At 72.4% G+C, this 17,618-nt stretch carries 18 protein-coding genes; 14 read left to right on the top strand and 4 right to left on the bottom strand.

All coding sequences use genetic code 11. From position 1 onward, the window contains the following. The 4 genes from ACERZO_RS49025 to ACERZO_RS49010 all read left to right on the top strand — a co-directional run. Positions 1-192 (top strand): AMP-binding enzyme (locus ACERZO_RS49025; RefSeq protein ID WP_444843250.1); only part of this gene is annotated, 192 nt, incomplete at its 5' end. A gap of 69 nt (positions 193-261) precedes the next feature. Continuing rightward, on the top strand, positions 262-3,279 hold the full coding sequence (locus ACERZO_RS49020) for a DEAD/DEAH box helicase (protein ID WP_372672916.1): 3,018 nt from the start codon (positions 262-264) through the stop codon (positions 3,277-3,279). Then, complete coding sequence (locus ACERZO_RS49015) at positions 3,272-4,003, top strand: SWIM zinc finger family protein (RefSeq protein ID WP_372672915.1); 732 nt, start codon at positions 3,272-3,274, stop codon at positions 4,001-4,003. Before ACERZO_RS49020 ends, ACERZO_RS49015 begins: the two co-directional genes overlap by 8 nt. Before the next feature lie 29 nt (positions 4,004-4,032). Continuing rightward, on the top strand, positions 4,033-8,343 hold the full coding sequence (locus ACERZO_RS49010) for a hypothetical protein (RefSeq protein WP_372672914.1): 4,311 nt from the start codon (positions 4,033-4,035) through the stop codon (positions 8,341-8,343). On the opposite strand, the gene ACERZO_RS49005 is transcribed toward ACERZO_RS49010, so the two are convergent. Next, positions 8,327-9,685, bottom strand: coding sequence for a lipase/acyltransferase domain-containing protein (locus ACERZO_RS49005; RefSeq protein ID WP_372672913.1), 1,359 nt, complete (start codon positions 9,683-9,685; stop codon positions 8,327-8,329). The genes ACERZO_RS49010 and ACERZO_RS49005 overlap by 17 nt on opposite strands. Positions 9,686-9,731: 46 nt before the next feature. Beyond that, entirely contained in the window at positions 9,732-9,953 is a 222-nt protein-coding gene (locus ACERZO_RS49000; RefSeq protein WP_372672912.1) for a hypothetical protein, read from the bottom strand. 40 nt (positions 9,954-9,993) lie between these two features. On the opposite strand from ACERZO_RS49000, the gene ligD (ACERZO_RS48995) reads away from it, so the two are divergent. The 7 genes from ligD (ACERZO_RS48995) to ACERZO_RS48965 all read left to right on the top strand — a co-directional run bounded on the left by ligD (ACERZO_RS48995) (position 9,994) and on the right by ACERZO_RS48965 (position 13,985). Continuing rightward, complete coding sequence (ligD, locus tag ACERZO_RS48995) at positions 9,994-10,935, top strand: non-homologous end-joining DNA ligase (protein ID WP_372672911.1); 942 nt, start codon at positions 9,994-9,996, stop codon at positions 10,933-10,935. Positions 10,936-10,960: 25 nt separating this feature from the next. Then, on the top strand, positions 10,961-11,152 hold the full coding sequence (locus ACERZO_RS48990; protein ID WP_372672910.1) for a hypothetical protein: 192 nt from the start codon (positions 10,961-10,963) through the stop codon (positions 11,150-11,152). 29 nt (positions 11,153-11,181) lie between these two features. Beyond that, positions 11,182-11,586, top strand: a complete 405-nt coding sequence (locus tag ACERZO_RS48985) for an STAS domain-containing protein (RefSeq protein WP_372672909.1) — start codon at positions 11,182-11,184, stop codon at positions 11,584-11,586. 56 nt (positions 11,587-11,642) lie between these two features. After that, positions 11,643-12,062, top strand: a complete 420-nt coding sequence (locus ACERZO_RS48980; RefSeq protein ID WP_372672908.1) for a DUF6292 family protein — start codon at positions 11,643-11,645, stop codon at positions 12,060-12,062. 32 nt (positions 12,063-12,094) lie between these two features. After that, positions 12,095-13,087 (top strand): non-homologous end-joining DNA ligase, encoded by a 993-nt coding sequence (gene ligD, locus ACERZO_RS48975; protein WP_372672907.1) that lies wholly within the window; start codon positions 12,095-12,097, stop codon positions 13,085-13,087. Beyond that, a complete protein-coding gene (locus ACERZO_RS48970; protein ID WP_372672906.1) occupies positions 13,084-13,548 on the top strand; it encodes a GNAT family N-acetyltransferase in 465 nt (154 codons plus the stop codon). The genes ligD (ACERZO_RS48975) and ACERZO_RS48970 overlap by 4 nt, the downstream gene beginning before the upstream one ends. 95 nt (positions 13,549-13,643) lie before the next feature. Next, positions 13,644-13,985, top strand: a complete 342-nt coding sequence (locus ACERZO_RS48965; protein ID WP_372672905.1) for a DoxX family protein — start codon at positions 13,644-13,646, stop codon at positions 13,983-13,985. On the opposite strand, the gene ACERZO_RS48960 is transcribed toward ACERZO_RS48965, so the two are convergent. Beyond that, positions 13,943-14,800 (bottom strand): alpha/beta fold hydrolase, encoded by an 858-nt coding sequence (locus tag ACERZO_RS48960; protein ID WP_372672904.1) that lies wholly within the window; start codon positions 14,798-14,800, stop codon positions 13,943-13,945. The two genes, ACERZO_RS48965 and ACERZO_RS48960, sit on opposite strands and share 43 nt — an antisense overlap. Beyond that, the gene (locus ACERZO_RS48955) at positions 14,797-15,819 is read right to left on the bottom strand and encodes an alpha/beta hydrolase (RefSeq protein ID WP_372672903.1); all 1,023 of its coding nucleotides are present in this window, start codon (positions 15,817-15,819) and stop codon (positions 14,797-14,799) included. Before ACERZO_RS48955 ends, ACERZO_RS48960 begins: the two co-directional genes overlap by 4 nt. Positions 15,820-15,954: 135 nt before the next feature. Here ACERZO_RS48955 and ACERZO_RS48950 point away from each other — a divergent pair, with 135 nt between their 5' ends. From ACERZO_RS48950 to ACERZO_RS48940, 3 genes are read left to right on the top strand one after another with little or no spacing between them, the layout of a single operon-like run. Then, entirely contained in the window at positions 15,955-16,632 is a 678-nt protein-coding gene (locus ACERZO_RS48950) for a hypothetical protein (RefSeq protein ID WP_372672902.1), read from the top strand. Beyond that, the gene (locus ACERZO_RS48945; RefSeq protein ID WP_372672901.1) at positions 16,632-17,177 is read left to right on the top strand and encodes a DUF6529 family protein; all 546 of its coding nucleotides are present in this window, start codon (positions 16,632-16,634) and stop codon (positions 17,175-17,177) included. Before ACERZO_RS48950 ends, ACERZO_RS48945 begins: the two co-directional genes overlap by 1 nt. A 10-nt stretch (positions 17,178-17,187) precedes the next feature. Beyond that, the gene (locus ACERZO_RS48940; protein WP_372672900.1) at positions 17,188-17,616 is read left to right on the top strand and encodes a Rieske (2Fe-2S) protein; all 429 of its coding nucleotides are present in this window, start codon (positions 17,188-17,190) and stop codon (positions 17,614-17,616) included. The last annotated feature ends 2 nt before the right edge of the window (positions 17,617-17,618 follow it).

Here is a 17,618-nt window from a genome sequence, read left to right as displayed (position 1 = left end):
GGCGAACAGGTCGCGGCGTTCGTCCGGCTCGCGCCCGGCGAGACCGCCGGCGAAGCGGAACTCTTCGCCCACGTGCGCCGGCACCTCGCACCCCACAAGACACCCCGGATCTGGCGGTTCGTCACGGAATTCCCGTTGACCGGTCCGGGCAAGATCCGCAAGCACGTCCTCCGCGACCGGCTGGGACGGTAGCCCCGGGCAGCGACCAGCCCCGTGCGACGATCTGCGGGTAACCCGGATCGGACGAAGGAGCCTCGGACCTTGCTCTTGGTGCACGCTCTGTGGTCTCCGGGCCGTGGTTTGCTGCTCTGGGCCGAGCGCGACCGGCGCCCGGCCGGCACGTCGAGCCGCTCGGCGCACATCGCGCTTCCGCATCCGTTCGCGGTCTCCAGCGCGCAGCTGACCGCGCTGCATCCCGGGAAACCCACGTCGGCGACCTTGCTGCTGCCGTCGCGGGCGAGCCGGCCGCTCGCGTCCTCCGAGCCGGCGACCGGCGCCCACCGGCGTGCGCCGTCCCTGCGGCCGTGGTCGGTGCCGGCGTTGATCGTCGACGCGACCGAGCTGGACGACCTCGACGACTCGGCGTCGTACGGCTCTTCGGTCGGCCACCTGCGGGCGGTGGCCCGCCTGGCCGCGGATCTCGTGCGGCGCGGGCGCGTGCTGCCGACGCTGGTCCGCCGGGGCGACGCGGCCGAGGCCCGCTGGCGGCCGGTCCTCCAGGGCGTCGACTTCGTCGCCTTCGACTCGCTGGTCGAGGCCATGCCGCCGGTCGGGCGGGCCGAGCAGATCGCGCCGCTCACCGGGGCGTCGCCGCGCGCGCTCGTCACCGATGCCCTGCACGCCCTGGTCGACGCGGCGGTCCGGGACCGGCTGGCGCGGGCGGAGCCGCCCGTCGACCTGCGCGGGAGCCGGGGCGCGGCCGGGGCCTGGCTGTCCGCGTTGCAGGGCGGCGACGCCCGCGTCGAGCTGCCGCTGGACGAGCTCGGCGTCCTGGCGGACGCCGTCGCGAAGTGGGACGCGGTCGCCGACACCGACACCGTCGACGGCCGGGCGTGCTTCCGGCTGGCCGAAGTCGGCACCCTGCGCCGGCCGGTCGACGACGATCCCGACGACCAGACCGGCGACGGCACCAAGTGGCAGCTGCAGTTCCTCCTGCGGGCGACGGCCGATCCGAGCCTGCTGCTGTCGGCCGGGCAGATCTGGTCCGGCGAGGCGAACGGGCTGGCCAGGGACCCGAAGGGGCTGCTCGTCGCCGAACTGGGCCGGGCCGCGCTGGTGGAACCGATGCTCGCGCCGGCGTTGCGCCGGACCCGGCCGTCCGAGTACGACCTGACCGTCGAGGAAGCCGAGCAGTTCCTCACCTCGGGCGCGACCCGGCTGATCGAGGCCGGGTTCGAAGCGCAGCTCCCGGCCACCTGGGACGGCCGGCGCCGGCTCGGGCTGCGGCTGTCCGTCCGCAGCACGCCGTCGGAGCAGGTCGTCGCCCGCAGCCGGGTCGGCCGTGACGAGCTGGCCGCGTTCCGCTGGTCGATCGCGGTGGGCGACGACGAAATCGGCGAGGAAACGCTGGCGAAGCTCGTCGCGGCGAAGACCCCGCTGGTGCGGCTGCGGGGCCGGTGGATCAGCGTCGACGCCGACCGGCTCCGCGCCGGTCTCGAGTTCCTGCGCCGCGACCCGCACCGGCAGACCGGGCACCCCACCGCCGCCGAACTGCTGGAGCTCGTCCGCCTCGGGCAGGAGACGCCGCTCCCGGTCACCGACGTCAGCGCGGACGGCTGGGTCGGAGACGTCCTGGCCGGGCGGGTCCACCAGGAGCTCCAGCCGGTCGAGCTGCCGTCGTCGTTCCGCGCCGCGCTGCGCCCGTACCAGCAGCGCGGAGTCGCCTGGCTGGCGTTCATGGCCGCGCTGGGGTTCGGCGCGTGCCTGGCCGACGACATGGGTCTCGGCAAAACCGTCCAGACGCTGGCGCTCGAGGCCGTCGAGCGGGCGGACGGCGAGCGCCGGCCGACGCTGGTGCTGTGCCCGATGTCGCTGGTCGGCATGTGGCAGCGGGAGGCGGCGACCTTCGCCCCGGGCCTGCGGGTCCTCGCCCACCACGGCAGCGCCCGCGCGCACGGGGACGCGCTCGCCGAGCAGATCGCCGCGGCCGACCTCGTCGTCACGACCTACGCCACCGCCACCCGGGACGCCGGCGAACTCGAGACGGTCACCTGGCGGCGCCTGGTGCTCGACGAAGCGCACGCCATCAAGAACGCCGACACCGCGACGGCCAAGGCGGTGCGCCGGTTCCCGGCCGGGCACCGGCTCGCGCTGACCGGCACCCCGGTGGAAAACCGGCTGGCGGACCTGTGGTCGGTGCTGGACGTGCTCAACCCCGGGCTGCTCGGCAGCAGGTTCGAGTTCCGGCAACGGTTCGCGGCCCCGATCGAGCGCGGCGGCGACACCGCCACGGCGGCCGAGCTGCGCCGGCTCACGCAGCCGTACCTGCTGCGCCGGGTGAAGACCGACCCCGCGATCGTCCCCGAACTCCCGGAGAAGATCGAAATCCGCCAGGAATACCGGCTCACCCGCGAACAGGGCACGCTCTACAGCGCGATCGTCGACGAGATGATGAAGAAGATCGAGGACAGCCAGGGCATCAAGCGCCGCGGCCACATCCTCGCCGCGATCACGAAGCTCAAGCAGGTCTGCAACCACCCCGCGCACCTGCTGCACGACGGATCGCCGATCGGGCAGCGCTCCGGCAAGGTCAGCCGCCTCGAAGAGATCCTGGCGGAAATCCTCGCGTCGGGCGACCGGGTGCTGTGCTTCACGCAGTACACCGAATTCGGCCACCTGCTCGTCCCCCACCTGACGGACCGGCTCGGCACCGAAGTCGGTTTCCTGCACGGAGGTCTCGCGAAAGGGGCGCGGGACGCGATCGTGGAACGCTTCCAGGCCGGCGACGGGCCGCGGATCCTCCTGCTCTCGCTCAAAGCCGGCGGCTCCGGGCTCACGCTGACCGCCGCCGGCCAGGTCCTGCACCTGGACCGCTGGTGGAACCCGGCGGTGGAGAACCAGGCCACCGACCGGGCCTTCCGGATCGGGCAGGGACGCACCGTCCAGGTCCGCAAGTTCGTCTGCCCGGGCACGATCGAGGAACGCATCGAAACCCTGATCACCAAGAAACGCGCACTGGCGGGCATGGTCGTCGGCGAAGGCGACAGCTGGCTCACCGAACTGTCCACGGACGCGGTGCGCGGCGTGCTCACGCTGGGGGAGGAGGCGATCGATGACTGAGCCGCTCCCGTGGTGGCCGACCCGGTTCATGCGGGCGTTGACGGCGATCGGGATCCTCCTGCCCGCACCCGCCGAGGGGCACGTCATGTCCTTGACGGTCGGCGCCGGGCGCGTCGACGCCGAGGTGCGGGACGGCCGGCGTTCTCAGGTGCGGATCGGCCTGACGGCGTTCGGGAAGACGGAATGGGCGGCGCTCACCCACGCGCTCGCCGCGAAGGCGTCGGCCACGGTCCAGCTGCTGCGCGGCGAGCTGCCCCGGGACGTCGAAGAGGTCTTCAAGGCGGTCCGGCTGCCGTTGTTCCCGTCGTCGGCGCGGGAGGTGTCGCTGGACTGCACCTGCCCGGCCACCGAGGTGCCGTGCGGCCACCTGAACGCGGTGTTCTCCGCGCTGGTGGCGCGGGTCGCCGAGGATCCGTTCACCGTCCTCGCTTTGCGCGGCCGGGACCGCGAAGCCCTCCTCGACGAGCTGAAGAACCGGCTGATGTCCGCCGAGCCGCTCGATCCGGACGACCGGTCGCCGGCCCTGACGGAAGTCATGGACACCTTCTTCGACTGCGGCGCGGCCCCGGGCCTGAACGGCGCGGCGCCACAGCACGGCCCGCGGACACCGGCCGAGGCGCTGGTGGATCAGGCCCCGCCGTTCACGATCACGGCGGGCGGCGAAGACGTCACCGAGCTGCTCCGGCCGGTGTACCGGGCGCTGGCCGGAGAGCAAGGCAGCTAGCTCGGGACAGAAGGGGAGGGCGGCAGAACATGGGCGAGTACCACCGGCGATTGATCACCATCGCGATTCCGGAAGCGGCGGCCTCGGCGGCCTTCCAGAGCGGACTCGACGCTCAGCTGGCCGCGGTCGAGGCGTGGTGGTGCGCGCCGGAACTCGGCAGCCGCATGTTCTCCGCGCATCGCGTCGCCGGGATCGGCTCTCGCGGACAGCTCGAGAACGCCATCCACGACCTCGGTTTACGCGATTTCGGGGCGGCAGATGTCGCGATCGTCTACGTAACGGGACACGGCAAGGGTGGCCCGTCCGGTCGCCACTACCTGGTTCTGCCGGATACGCCGCACGGGCGGCTGCTCGGACATGCGTACCCGACGGCCGACGTCGTGGCGGCGGCGCTGGACTCGGACGTCCGTCACCTGTTGGTCATCGTCAACTCCTGTTTCTCGGGTCATCTCGATGCCGAGCTTGCCGCGCTGCGCAAGGATCTGCCGCCCGAGCGTCGCCACCTCGCCTCGGTCAGCGTGTTCACCAGCGCGGATTTCGACGAAATGCCACGGGTTCGCGAGTTCGCCGAGTTGCTCGTCCGGCTCCGCGAGTGGCTGCTCGCCAAGGCCCAGTACACTGCGCCGTACCTCACGTTCGACGAATTCGAGAAGGAACTGGTCGACGCCGCCCGCCGTGAGCCCGCGTTGCTCGAACCGCGCCGGGTGTGGCGGACCGGGCCCGGCGACGAGCCGAGCCCGTGCATTCCCAACCCGGCGTACCGGCCGCCCGACGAGGTGGTCTCGCCGGCCCTCCGGCAGGTCGCCACCAGCGCGGAGGAGCTGGACTACTGGCTTGATCGTGCGAGTGGCCGTCTGTCGGGCGATGATCCGGGCTGGTACTTCTCCGGTCGTCGTGAGCTGACCGGCCAGGTCGCGGATTTCCTCCGCGACGGGGCAGGAACCCTGATCGTCACGGGTGCCGCCGGGACGGGGAAGTCGGCGATCATCGCTCGCGCCGTGACGTTGAGCGATCCGGCGTTCCGGTCCGACACGCGGTACCAGGACGCGATCGCCTCCGCGCCGCCCGAGACGGTCCCGCCACCCGGCGCCGTCGACGTCGCCGTGCTGGCGAGGAACAAAGGCGTCGACGAGATCGTCGGCCAAGTGCTGGCGGCGCTCGGCCGAAACGGCGCAGGGCCGAGGAATTCCTCCTTGCTACCGGAGCTCCTGGAGGAACGCTCCGGCCTCACGATCGTCGTCGACGGGGTCGATGAGGCCAGCAACCCGACGTTGCTCATCGTCGACGTGATCGGCCGTCTCGCGCGCTTGACCGACCGGGACGGCCGGCACAAAGTGCGGCTGATCGTCGGCGTGCGCAGCAGCAGGCCGCTAGGCAGGGACACCGCCGAGCCCGAGCTCGTCGACCTCCTGCGCGAGTCGGCCGACGACGTGGTGGAGCTGCGAACCGATGGCGCCGAAACCACGGGAGCCATCGCACAGTACGTCGAGGCGTTGCTCAAGGAGGAAACGGCTGCTTACCGAACCGCGGTGGCCACGGTCGTCGCGGACCGGGTCGCACCGTCGTTCCTCGACGCACGCCTGGCAGGCCAACGTCTCCGGGAAACTCCCGGAGCGCAACGGATCGACGATCCGCAATGGCTGGCGTCACTCGACGAGGGAACCGTCGGGCTGCTTCGGCAGGACCTGCTCGACGCGGGAACGCGGCAGCACTCCGCCGGCGAGCTCCTCGCGGTGCTGCAGGCCGCGGCGTTCGCGCAAGGCGCGGGTATCCCGTGGGCCGACATCTGGCCGGCGGCCGCGGCGGCGGTGCTGGGCGTCGCCGAGTCCGGCTTGGACGGCGCGATAGCCCACGTGGTGGGCGGTCGCCTGTGCGGCTACCTCGCCCGTGACAGCGAGGACGGGCGAAGCGTCTACCGCCCCGCCCATGAACGGCTCGCCCAGGTGCTGCGGGACGATCCGGAACGGATACTGGACAGCACCCCGGTCACCGAGGGACGCGTCCCGCACGGACGGATCGCCGAACGGCTCGGTGAGCTCGCGCGCCGGACGACCGGTCTCCCGCCGCACCCCTACCTCCGCCGCCACCTGGTCGATCACGCCGCGCTCGGCGGCGTGCTCGACGACCACGTCGTCAGCCCGTCCTTCCTCCCGTGGGAAACCGGCGGCCACGTGCGGGGCCTGCTGGGGCTGCCCGCGACCGACGCTCCGTCGAAAGCCACGTTGTCGGCGTGGGCTCGCATCGAGCCGTTCCTCGGTGCCGCCGACCTGCCCTCACGGGAGCTCAGCCTGCGTTTCTCCCGGCTCGCCACCGGTGCGACCGGTTCGGTCGAACCCGTGGTGGACGGGCGCCAGACGATCGCGCTACGGCCACGGTGGACCCGGTGGTCCGTCCTGGGGAACGTCGTGGCCGGTCTCGCGTCGCCGGCAGTCGCGTTACTGGCTTTCGAAGGTCCTGACAAGAAGGCGTTGCTGGCCACGGCGGATTCCGCAGGCACCGTTCAGGTGTGGGACCCGGCCACCGGACGAGAGGTCGGCGAGCCGCTGTCCGGCGACGCGACCGCTCTCGCCGCGTTCAGCGGGCCGGACGGCCGGGCGCTGCTGGCGATCGGGGGCCGCCGGGGAACCATCCGGGTGTGGGACCCCGCCACCGGCCGGCTGGGCGGCAGGCCCATGACCGGGCACACCAGCTCGATCAACGCCCTGCACACCTTCCGATCGGCCGGCCGAACCCTGCTCGCGAGCGCGAGCCAAGACGAGACAGTCCGGCTCTGGGATCTTGCTGCCCTGCGACAGTTCGGCAAGCCGCTGATCGGACACACCGGTGGGGTGCGCACGGTGACGTCGTTCAGGACTCAGAGCCGGAAAACCCACCTGGCGACCGGCAGCTGGGACCAGACGATCCGAGTGTGGGAGATCGGCAGGGGCAGTACGGTCGGGCACCCGATGACCGGCCACACCGGACCGGTGAACACTGTGCTTGCGCAATCCACGGGGGAGTGGCCGCGACCTGCGCAACTCGTCAGCTGCGGCGCGGACGGGACTGTACGCGTGTGGGATCCGCAGACCGCTGTCGAGGGCTCCAAGCCGATCGTGGGGCGGGGCGGTGGCGCGCATGCCATCGCCGGGTTCACGGCCGACGGTCAGGCCAGGCTGGTCACCGCCAACTTCGATGCCACCCTTCAGGTCTGGAATGCTGCGGGCAGCCCGATCGGAGACGCTCTCACGGGTACCACCCGCTGGGTCAACGCGATGACGACGTTCGCCGGCGACACCGGGCAGCTGCTGGCGGCCGGCACCCGAGACGGAACCGTCCGGGTCTGGGACGTCTCGGGCCGGACCGTCGCGCACCGCGGGTCTCGCGCCAGGCCGATGGACCGGATCACCGCGGTCACGGAATTCCGGGCTCCCGGGGGACGGCGGCTCCTGGCCGGCGCCAGTGAGGAAAGCGCGGTGCACATCTGGGATCCGGACGCCGGCGACCCGGTGCGGACCTTGACCGGTCGCTGGGGTTCGACCTGGTCACTGGCCGCGGTGCCGGGCCGCGACGGGCGGGCGCTGCTGGCCGTCGCCGCCGACGAGCACACGATCCGGATCTGGGATCCCGTGGCAGGCGAACCGGTGCGGAGCCTGGCCGGGCACACGAGCGGAGTCCAGGCGGTTGCCGCGGTGCCCGGTCCCGCCGGGCGGAAGTGGCTGGCCAGTGGCAGCCGGGACGCCACCGTGCGGGTGTGGGACGTCGAAACCGGGGCCGAGGTCCTGCCCCCGATGACCGGCCACGGCGACTGGATCAACGCGCTCGTGCCGTTCCGTACCGGCGCTGGTCGGCAGCTGCTGGCCAGCGCCAGTGACGACCATTCCGTGCGGATCTGGGATCTCGCCACGGGGACGACGGTGACCGAACTGACCGGTCATCCCAGCGCGGTCAAGGCGGTGACCACGTTCGTCGACGCGGACGGACGGGTCGCACTCGCGACCGGCAACCACGGCGAACACGAAGTGCGGATCTGGGATCCGTTGACCGGCGAGCGGCTGGGCTCGCTGCCCGGCCGTCACGTCGGGACGAACATACCGCCCGGACACGTCGGCGGAGTGAACGCGATCGAGGCGTTCATGGGGCCGCGGCGGCAGGTCCTGCTGGCCACCGGCGGCGACGATCGGACGGTGCGGATCTGGGACGTGGGTGCCAAGCGCGAGGTGATTCGCCTGGTGGTCGCGGCGCCGGTGGAGACGCTGTGCGTCGTGCGAGCCACCATTTCCGGCGGCCGGCCGACGGCGGGTCATCTCGCGATCGGCGGGGCCGCCGGCGTCGCGATCGTCGACGTCATTCCCGCGCCATGACGAGCTGCTCGACCGGTGAGCCGCCTCCGGAAACCGCCACCCGGTAAACGCCGGGCGCGGGCAGCGTGACGGCGATCGCGACTTCGCCGTCGCGACGGTGAAGCGACGGATGGTCGACGACGGTTCCGGTTTCGGCGTCGGTGACAGTGCACTGTGCCTCGTGCGGTTCGGCGCCGCTGATGGTCGCGGTCCATTCCGTGTCCGGCGTGACGACGTCGGGCAAGGCGAGGCCGATGTCTCCCGCGCCGAGCCGTGGCCCGAGGTCGGATTCGGTGTTGATCAGGATGTCGCGGACGAAGTCGATCGCTTCGCGTGATCGGGCGAGCGTGCCGTGCTGCTGTGCGACCGGCGTCGCGGCGATGGCGCGTGGTACCGCCGAGTTGCGCGGCACGGTCCCGTCACCCCGGCCGTCGACGCGCAGAAGCGAGCCATCTGCCTCGCGCTGGAACCCGCCCTCCGGGTCCGGCCGGAAGGTGTGAGACCGATGCTCGACCAGCCCATCGGCCAGCTTCAGGCTGCTGATGGTGGGTTGTCCGATGCCGATCAACGCCCGGTGCCCGGGAAGCGGAGCCGCTCGGCGATCGAAGGCCGCTCGGGCGAGTTCGGCCGAGCCGCCGAAGCGTGCGACGTCCGCCGGGGTCAGCCGCCGGACTGTGTCGCCCTCGTCGACGCAGCGATAGGTCGGGAGCAGGTCGTGAACCCCGGGAAAGCCGGCTGCCAGCTCACGCAGCTTGCCCCGCGGCAACGGCGTACCGCGGCCGGAGCCGAGGATGACCGCCGCTTTCGCGGCTCCGTCGAAGGGCGTGCCGAGGGTGATGACAGTCCGGGTCTCGTCGGTGATCCCGGAAATGCCGGAGAGCCCCTGGCAGAGCAGGCCACCCATCGAGTGCGCGACGAACACCAGCTTGGCGTCGGTCCGCCCCGACCTGGCCCGCCAGGTGGTCAGGTGCGCCGACGCGGCCTCGGCCAGCAATCGGGTGTTGTGGTCAACGGGCAGCCGCCAGTCGTAGGCGAACTCGAGCACCGCACCCGGATCGGTGGTGGCGTTCCGAATCCCGTTGACCAGCGGGGTATAGGGCTCGAACCCGGCGAGCCACGGCGCGAACGCGGGGAACCGGAGCAGCCCGGTGGCCTTCACCCGGCCGGTGCGACCTTCGAGCTCGTCCGGAGTGACCCGCAACGGGGCAAGGCCGTCGCCGGAACTCCACGCCCGTACGTACCAGCCGAGCCGCCGCAAACCCCAGAGCAGAGTGCCGGTTTCGGCGTCGACCAGTTCGCTCCCCATGATCCCCGGCACGACGACCACGGCGTCCGCGGTCGCCTGTTCCCGAACTGCTGCCACCGAAGGCAATCTACCGGCAACAGGCCACCCCCTGGGGATCTGCGCCCTACTTCCGCCGCCCCAGGGCTTTGGCGCGGTCGTGCGCCCAGCCGGCCAGCACGATCCCCGCCGCCGTCACCACCACGTAGCAGACCAGCGTCCCCGCGAACGCCGCCCCCAGCCAGGTCAGCAGACCCGTGTTCCCGTGGTCCACCAGCAGCCGGATCGCGCCCTGGGCGCCCAGGACCGTCAGAACCGCCCCCACGATCTGCAGCACGTCGAACTTCACGTCGTCCCCTCCCGGTTGTTGATACAAGTGCATCATAACCATGGGTGATATCGTCGGCGGCGTGGCGGGGAGCCGGATCACGGTGCGGGTGGGCGAGCGGCAGCTCACGCTCTCGAACCTCGAAAAGGTCCTCTACCCGCGGCACGGCTTCACCAAGGGCGAGGTGCTCGACTACTACACCCGCGTCGCGCCGGTGCTGCTGCCGCACATCCGCGACCGCGCCATGACCTTCGTGCGGTTCCCGGACGGCGTCGCCGGGGGCTCCTTCTTCGAGAAGGACGTCTCGCGCCACGCGCCCGACTGGGTCCGCACCGCGCGCCTCGCCGTCGGCGGGCGGGGGAAGGACTCCGAGGTCGTCGCCTACCCGCTGATCAACGACCTGCCCGAGCTCGTCTGGGCGGCCAACCTCGCCGCGCTCGAACTGCACGTCCACCAGTGGACCGTCGACGCCGGCGACGAGCGGAGCACGCCCGACCGGCTCGTCTTCGACCTCGATCCCGGGCCCGGCGCGACCGTCGTCGACTGCTGCCGCGTCGCCGAGCGGCTGCACGACGTCCTCACCGCCGACGGGCTCACCCCCGTCGCGAAGACCAGTGGCTCCAAGGGGATGCAGCTCTACGCCGGCGTCGTGACGACGGACCCCGGCGAGACGTCGCAGTACGCGAAGGCGCTCGCGGAACGGCTCGCCGCCGAGACGCCGGACCTCGTCGTGGCGCGGATGACGAAGACCCTGCGGCCGGGCAAGGTCTTCATCGACTGGAGCCAGAACAACCCGTTCAAGACGACGGTCGCGCCGTACTCGCTGCGCGGGCGCGACGAGCCGACCGTGTCCACCCCGGTCACGTGGGACGAGGTGCGCGCCTGCCGGCACGTCTCGCACCTGCGCTTCACTGCCGGCGAGGTGCTCGAGCGCGTCGGCGACCTCGGCGACCTGTTCGCGGACCTGGACCGGACGCGCGCCGCGATTCCCGCATTCGGCTGAATTTCGGAAACCGCAATTATCCGGTGTGGACACCCCGGTTCCGGAGGTGTCGATCGGACGGTTCGGCGGAATTGAGAAATCAACGTCCGACCAGGCGATTTCGATCGTCCCTTGTGGACTGCTGCACGTGCAGACGGCCGTGTCGCTGCACACCCCGGCGACCGGGCGGATCTTGTTGTGCGGCAAGGTGGACGAAGTGGGTACGGTCTACCCGTAAACGTTCGTCTTGAGCCGCCGGAGCCGGTCATGAAGATCCAGAAACCGCCACGGCTTTCGCGTGCTTTCGGCCGTTCGTCGCCGGGGGCGTTGTGCGAGCCGTTCTCGGTGACCGCGACGTTCCCCGCCGATCGGTGCACGCTTCTCGTGGTGGTGGGTGACATCGATTTGGCGACCGTCGCCACTTTTGTCGAATGCGCGGAAATGGCGCTCGCGCGCGGCGGCGCGCTCGTCGTGGACCTCGGCGGGACGGCGTTCTGCTCCGGCGCCGGCCTCCGGGCGCTGCACCGGGTGCAGCACCGCGCGGACGAGTTGACCGTCCCGGTCGCGTGGGTGGTGCGCACCCCGGCGGTCCGGCGGCTGCTGCGGGGACCCGGCGTCACCGGCTTCTCCTGCTACCGGGATCAGGCCGACGCACTGGCGGCGGCCGGCTGATCCGCTTCGACCCGCCGGGCAGGGTGCCCGGTGGGGTCCGGGAAGAAAGGAAACGGGTGTCCGTCCTGATCGACACCGATCTCGAGTTCTGGTTCCAGCGCGGCCTGCGCGCGTACCTCGGCGAGGTGGCGGGCGCGCTGGGCTTCGGCTTCGAGTCCTGCACCGTGGACGTCGACGTCCCGGTGTCGGCCTACGTCGCGGTGGACTGGCGGCTGCGCCGCTACCCCGACCGCGACGTCGCGCTGCTGTGGGACGAGGTGCACGGCTGGGCCGTCGCGGTCGAGGCGGCGTGCGGGGAGGAGATGATCGTGCTCGCCTACCTCGGCGGGGCCGACATCCTCCCGCCGCCGCGCGTGATCGTGCGGTTCCTGGCCGCGCTGCGCGCCGGGGACCTGGCACCGGACGGGCCCGGTTCCCCCGTGCTGCGCCGCGCGGGCAGCCACCAGGACCTGCTGCCGTTGCTGCCGGCCGGGTGACGCGAGGCGGGGCGATCCTCCACACTGGAGCGATGGGGACGGTGCCGGACGCGGTGGCGCCGATGCTGGCCGTCGACGGGACGCTCCCGGACGACGATCAGCACGGCTACGAATGGAAGTGGGACGGCTTCCGCGGCTGCGCCCGGGTCGCGGCCACCGGCGAAGCCCGGATCACCAGCCGCAGCGGCAGCGACCACACCCACCGCTACCCCGAGCTGCAGGACGTCTTCGCGCCCGCGCTCGGCGGCCACCCGGCGGTGCTCGACGGCGAGGTCGTCGCGCTGAACGCGGCCGGCCGCCCGGAGTTCGAGCTGATGCAGCGCCGCGCCATGCACGAGCCGACGGCGAAGCTGCGCGCCGAGGTCCCGGTCGTCTACTTCGCCTTCGACCTGCTGCGGATCGGGAGCGAGCCGCTGCTGGACCGGCCGTACGAACAGCGTCGCGAGCTCCTGGCCGAACTGGTCCGGCCCGCCGACGGCCGGCTCGTCGTCCCGCCCTGGTACACCCGCGCCGACATCGCGCCGGACCAGCTGCTGGCGACGGCGGCCCAGCACGGCATCGAAGGCGTCGTCGCGAAGCGGCTCGACGCGCCCTACCTGCCCGGCACGCGGTCGCCGTTGTGGACCAAGCACGCGCTGACCCAGACGCGCGAAGTGGTCGTCGGCGGCTGGCGGACCGGCGCCGGCCGTCGCGCCGGCACGCTGGGTGCGTTGCTGCTCGGTGGTTACGACGACGACGGTGCGCTCGTCTACATCGGCGACGTCGGCACCGGGTTCACCGACGACGCGCTCGACCGCCTCCGCGACGTCCTGGCCCCGCTGGCCCGAACGCGGTGCCCGTTCGGCACCGAGGTACCGCGAGACCGCGCCCGCGGCGCGCACTGGGTCGAGCCGGACCTCGTCGGCGAAGTCGTCTACCGCCGCGTCACCCCGGACCTGCGGTTGCGGCACACGTCCTGGCGCGGCCTGCGCCCGGACCGGACCCCCGCCGAGGTGCGCGTGCCCCGGCCGACGGGAGCGGCATGACCACCTCGGTGCGCCTGGTCGAGATCACCGACGCCAACCGCGACGCGGTGTGCGCCCTGCGCGTGCGGCCCGGCCAGGAGCGGTTCGTGGCGTCGGTGGCGAAGTCCCTCGACGACGCGGCGACGACGCCCGAAGGCGAACCCTGGTACCGCGCCGTCTACTCGGGCGACGAGCCGGTGGCGTTCGTGATGCTCAGCTGGAACGTCCCACCCGGGCGGGACGGCATCCTCGGGCCGTACTTCCTGTGGCGGCTGCTCGTGGACGGGCGGCACCAGGGGTGCGGGATCGGCCGCGCGGTGCTGGACGAGGTCGTCGCGCTGGTGCGGGCCGCCGGCGCGACCGAACTGCTCACGAGCCACCAGCCGGGCGACGACGGGCCGGGCGCGTTCTACCGCAAGTACGGGTTCGCGCCGACGGGCGAGATCGACCACGGGGAGATCGTGCTGCGGCTCGTGCTGTGATCGCCGTCACGGCCGGTCACATCGGCGCGGTGGGCGGAGTCGTGGGGGTGACGGACACCGAAACCCCGGTGTCCGCGCCCTCGAAGGAGTCCCCGATGTCCACCGCCTACGTGATCGTCACCCTGTTCGCCGCCGCGTTCGTCGGTTTCTCGGCCGTCTCGGTCTTCGCCCGCGCCAAGTGGGTCGTCGAGCCGATCACCTCCTACGGCGTGCCGCAGGCGTGGTGGAACCGGCTCGGCGCGGCGAAGGCCGCCGGCGCGGCCGGCCTGGTCGCCGGCCTGTGCTGGACGCCGATCGGCGTCGCCGCGGCGATCGGGCTGGTGCTGTACTTCCTCGGCGCGGTGCTCACCGTGGCCCGCGCGCGGTCGTACGGGCACCTGGCGTTCCCGGTGCTCTACCTGGCTCCGGTCGTCGCGTCGCTGGCGCTGCTGTCCTGACCGGCGAGCCAGGTGAGCGCGTCGGCGGCGTGGCTCAGGACGGAGATGTGCCCGTCGCCGGGGGAGACGCGGAGCTCGGCACCGGGGATCCGCTCGGCCAGCCACTTGCTGTGCGTGGCGGGGATCATCCGGTCGTCCTCGCCGTGCACCAGCAGGACCGGCGCGGTGATGGCGGCGAGGTCGCAGCCCCAGGGCCGGACCGCGGAGAGGTCGTCGTCGATCAGGCCGACGGCCCCGAGCGCGGGCCGGACGACGTCGTTGAGCCAGTTCCACGACCCGTTGAGGGCGGCGAAGTCAGCTTCGGTGAAGACGTCGGGATCGAACTCGGCGGCGGCTTCGTACTTTTCCTTGGCGGCCCGCCCTTCGGCGGCGGCACCCAGGGATTCGGCACTGGCGGCGGCCATGCCGTCGAACCAGCCCTCGGCCTCGAAGGGCGCGACGGCGGCGAGGATCGCGACCGCGACGACGCGGTCGGGGAGCAAGGCGGCGGTGGCGAGGGCGGGCGAGCAGCCCCCGGAGTGGCCCATGACGGCGAAGCGGCCGACCCCGAGCGCATCGGCGACGGCGGCCGCGTACTCGGCGGCGTCCCCGACGGTCCGGTCGGGCACGGGCGTGGACGAGCCGTAGCCGGGCCGGTCGTAGCCGATCCAGCGGATGCCGAGCGTCTCGGAGAGCGGCAGCAGCGGTCCGGGCGGGGCGCCGAGGTTGGGCGTGCCGTGGTGCCAGAGGACGGTCAGCCGGGCGGGGTTGCCGGTGTCGTAGACGTGCAGGGTGCGCCCGCCGGGCAGGTCGAGGTCGGCTTCGGTGATGGTCACCGCGCCAGCTTTCCGGCCAGCCAGGCCAAAGACAACGGGTACCGGTAGTCGATCGCGGCGTGCCCCGCCTCGAACAGCTCGAAGTGGATCCGCTCCTCCGGCAACCCCGCCTTGACGATCTCCGCCCGGAACGCCTCCGCGCCCACGTCGAGGAAGTACTCGTCGCTCGTGCCCGCGTCGATCCAGACCGCTCGCCACGAACTCACCGCCGAAGCGCGCGCCGGGACCATGCGGACCGGGTCCCAGTCCAGCCAGCGCTGCCACACCTCCGGGCGGAGCACCCCCGTCGCCGGGTCGAACGGCAGCTCCGGCGTCCCGTCGGTGCGGGCCGAGAAGCACGCCGAGACCCCGAGCAGCTGCAGCAGCGTCGGGTCGTCGGGGGAGGTGAACGCCGGGCGGGAGCGGAAGTCCGCCCACCACTCGTGGATGTCGCCGCCGTAGCCCCGCAGCGCGCGGACCGCCTTGCCGAAGTCCGGGACGTAGCACAGCTCGTACAGCGAGTCGCCCGCGTGCGTCGCCAGGGCGCCGAACAGGTCCGGGCGCAGCATCGGCGTGATCATCGCGCCGAACCCGCCGGAGGACTTGCCCGCGATCGCGCGGGACTCGCGGTCCGGGATCGTCCGGTAGTGCTCGTCCACCCACGGGACGATCTCGTCGCACAGGTACGAGTGGTAGCGGCCCGTGCCCGGCGAGTCGACGAACTGCGAGCCGCCGTACGCCGTCCACGCGTCGACGTACACGACGACGCAGCCCGGCGCGCCGTCCGCGAACACCGCGTCCGCCGTCTCGACGAACGGCTGCCGGAACGGCGTCCGGTTGGCCCACATCGACAGGTGCCCGGTGTAGCCCTGGATGACGTACACCGCCGGGTACCGCTCGGCGCCGTCGTCGTAGCCCGGCGGGACGTACACCCACAGCGGCCGCTCGTGCGGGTCGCCGAGCGGGTTGCCGCGCAGCAGCGCGGAAGTGACGGTGTGCCGGTCGAGCCGGCCGGCGAGGTCGCCGTCCCAGGGCAGCATGCCGCCAGTCAACCACGGCCCAACCGGTTGCGGGGGCTAAGCGATACCTCTTTTCCGCGCGTAGCGTTGAGCCGTTTCGCCCCGACCTCCGTGTTATGGGCACGGTGGTGGGTCAGGGGAATGCGGGGAAGAACCATGAAACATCCGGGGCCGTTGTTCACACTGCTCGCCGGTGTCGTGCTCGCCGGCGGGATCGGGATCGTCAACCTGGTTACCGGGACCGGTGTCGCACCGGTCGCCGGAGCCGCCAACGCGGCCGCCGCAAGCACCACGGCGGCGCCGCCCAAGCCGGCCGACGCGCCGAAAACCGAAGCACCCCAAGCGGATGCGCCCGCCCGGGCGGACTACGCGGGGCGCGTCACCGGCGGCGGCGCGTCCGTCGCGGTGTCGGTGCGCGACGGCCACGCCATCGCCTACCTCTGCGACGGCAAGAAGGTCGAAGCCTGGCTGCAGGGCGTGACGGCCGGCGGGAAGCTCGACCTCAAAGGGGCGAAGAACGCGAGCCTGACCGGCAGCTTCGACGCGGCCGCGGTCACCGGGACCGTGACGGCGGCCGGCAAGACGTGGCAGTTCACCGCGCCCACGGCGAAGAAGCCCGCGGGGCTCTACCGCGCGGCGCCCAAGGTCAAGGGCAAGCCGGCGAAGGTCGGCTGGATCGTGCAGCCCGACGGCAGCCAGGTCGGCGTCCTCACGACGGAGGCGGACTCGGTGGCCGCGCCCGCGCTCGACGCGGCGGCCGGCACCGCGACCGTCGACGGCGCGCCCGTGACCGCGGAGCCGGTCAGCGGCCTCACCGGGAACGGTGACTTCTGATGACCACGGCGGGCAACCGCGCCGCGGTCGCGCTCCTCGTGCCCCTCGTCGTCGGCGCCGTCGTGTCGGTGGTGCTCGGCGTCTACGGCAGCCTGCACACGCCGACCGGCGTCGCGGTGAACGTCGCCGGGTTCTCGAGCCCGATGGCGGTGAAGGCGTGGCTCGCGACAGTCGTCGTCGTGCTGGCCGTCGTGCAGCTGCTCTCGGCGCTGGCGATGTACGGCAAGCTCGGCCGGAACGTCCCGGCTTGGGTGTCGCCGGTGCACCGGTGGTCGGGGCGGCTCGCGTTCCTGGTGTCGATCCCGGTGGCGCTGCACTGCCTGTACGCGCTCGGGTTCCAGGCGTTCGACACGCGCGTGCTGCTGCACTCGCTGCTGGGCTGCTTCTTCTACGGCGCGTTCGTCGCGAAGATGCTGCTGCTGCGCAAGGACGGCGCGCCCGGCTGGTCGCTGCCGGTCCTCGGCGGGCTCGTGTTCACCGGGCTGGTCGGGCTCTGGCTGACCGCGTCGCTGTGGTTCTTCACCCAATCGGGCTTGACCTTCTAGGGGGACGATCGTGGGCAACGAGGACACGGACCCGGCGGTCACCCGCCGGACGGCGATCGCGGCGGCCGGCGCGGGCTTGGTGGCGGGTTGCAGCACCTACGGCGGCAGCACGGCCACCCCGTCCGCCGCGCCGGCACCCGCGGCACCGGGCGGCACCGAACTGGGCGCGGCCGCCGACGTCCCGGTCGGCGGCGGCAAGGTGTTCGCCGACAAGCAGGTGGTGGTGACCCAGCCGGCGGCGGGGACGTTCGCGGCCTTCTCGGCGGTCTGCACGCACCAGGGCTGTACGGTGGACACGGTCGCGGACGGCACCATCAACTGCCCCTGCCACGGCAGCAAGTTCAAGATCGCCGACGGCTCGGTCGCGAACGGCCCGGCGGCCAAGGCCCTGGACAAGAAGGCGGTCACCGTCGCGAACGGCAAGATCACGCTGGCCTGAGA

Source organism: Amycolatopsis kentuckyensis (assembly GCF_041679295.1).
Lineage (GTDB): Bacteria > Actinomycetota > Actinomycetes > Mycobacteriales > Pseudonocardiaceae > Amycolatopsis > Amycolatopsis kentuckyensis_A.
The sequence above is the reverse complement of the archived record's forward strand: the minus strand, read 5'-3'. Positions and strand labels throughout refer to the sequence as shown.

Bases quoted from the DNA above. Each gene is read 5' to 3' on its own strand.
- ACERZO_RS48970 (WP_372672906.1), top strand. From the start codon at position 13,084: ATGACCACCTCGGTGCGCCTGGTCGAGATCACCGACGCCAACCGCGAC.
- ACERZO_RS49015 (WP_372672915.1), top strand. From the start codon at position 3,272: ATGACTGAGCCGCTCCCGTGGTGGCCGACCCGGTTCATGCGGGCGTTG.
- ligD (WP_372672907.1), top strand. From the start codon at position 12,095: ATGGGGACGGTGCCGGACGCGGTGGCGCCGATGCTGGCCGTCGACGGG.
- ACERZO_RS48965 (WP_372672905.1), top strand. From the start codon at position 13,644: ATGTCCACCGCCTACGTGATCGTCACCCTGTTCGCCGCCGCGTTCGTC.
- ACERZO_RS48950 (WP_372672902.1), top strand. From the start codon at position 15,955: ATGAAACATCCGGGGCCGTTGTTCACACTGCTCGCCGGTGTCGTGCTC.
- ACERZO_RS49010 (WP_372672914.1), top strand. From the start codon at position 4,033: ATGGGCGAGTACCACCGGCGATTGATCACCATCGCGATTCCGGAAGCG.
- ACERZO_RS48955 (WP_372672903.1), bottom strand. From the start codon at position 15,819: ATGCTGCCCTGGGACGGCGACCTCGCCGGCCGGCTCGACCGGCACACC.
- ACERZO_RS48945 (WP_372672901.1), top strand. From the start codon at position 16,632: ATGACCACGGCGGGCAACCGCGCCGCGGTCGCGCTCCTCGTGCCCCTC.
- ACERZO_RS48985 (WP_372672909.1), top strand. From the start codon at position 11,182: ATGAAGATCCAGAAACCGCCACGGCTTTCGCGTGCTTTCGGCCGTTCG.
- ligD (WP_372672911.1), top strand. From the start codon at position 9,994: ATGGGTGATATCGTCGGCGGCGTGGCGGGGAGCCGGATCACGGTGCGG.